The organism is Nitratidesulfovibrio oxamicus, assembly GCF_015731765.1.
In the GTDB taxonomy this organism is placed as follows: domain Bacteria; phylum Desulfobacterota; class Desulfovibrionia; order Desulfovibrionales; family Desulfovibrionaceae; genus Cupidesulfovibrio; species Cupidesulfovibrio oxamicus.
Genome location: NZ_VRYY01000784.1, coordinates 1 through 544 on the forward strand (window position 1 = coordinate 1; position 544 = coordinate 544).

Below are 544 nucleotides of genomic sequence, written 5' to 3' on the forward strand. Positions count from 1 at the left end.
GGCCCGCTCCGGCCCCACGCGCACCGCCCCGGCGGCCACGTGCAGGCGCGAATCGCCGCCCACCCCGATGGACCGCGTCTTCAGCGCGCGCACCAGCGTGGGGTAGCTGCCCACCTCTATGCCGTCCTTCTCGATGACCGGCGATCCGCAGGCGAACACGGCGATGTCCGTGGTGGTGCCGCCTATGTCCAGGATCACGCAGTCTTCGCGGATGTCGCACAGGGCGATGATGCCCATGACGCTGGCCGCAGGGCCGGACAGGATGGATTCCACCGGCAGTTCGCGCGAAACGGCCAGCGGCATGGTGCCGCCGTCGGCCTTCAGGATGTGGATGGGCGCGGTGATGCCGAATTCGCGGGCCGACTGCTCGATGGCGTCGGCAAAGCGGTTGTACACCCGCCACACCGCCGAATTGTAGTAGGCCGTGGCCACCCGGCGCGGAAAGTTCAGCTGGCCCGACAGGCGGTGCCCCAGCGAGACGAAGTCGCCGCAGCCGCAGCTTGCGGGGCTGCCGCCGCTGCGCGCGGGCTCACCACCGCCGCGC

Annotated in this window: 1 protein-coding gene; it reads right to left on the reverse strand. The window is 71.0% G+C overall.

Features of this window, described 5'->3' with window-relative positions; all coding sequences use genetic code 11:
• Positions 1–544 (reverse strand): hydantoinase/oxoprolinase family protein (locus FVW20_RS18515; protein WP_307831662.1); only part of this gene is annotated, 544 nt, incomplete at both ends.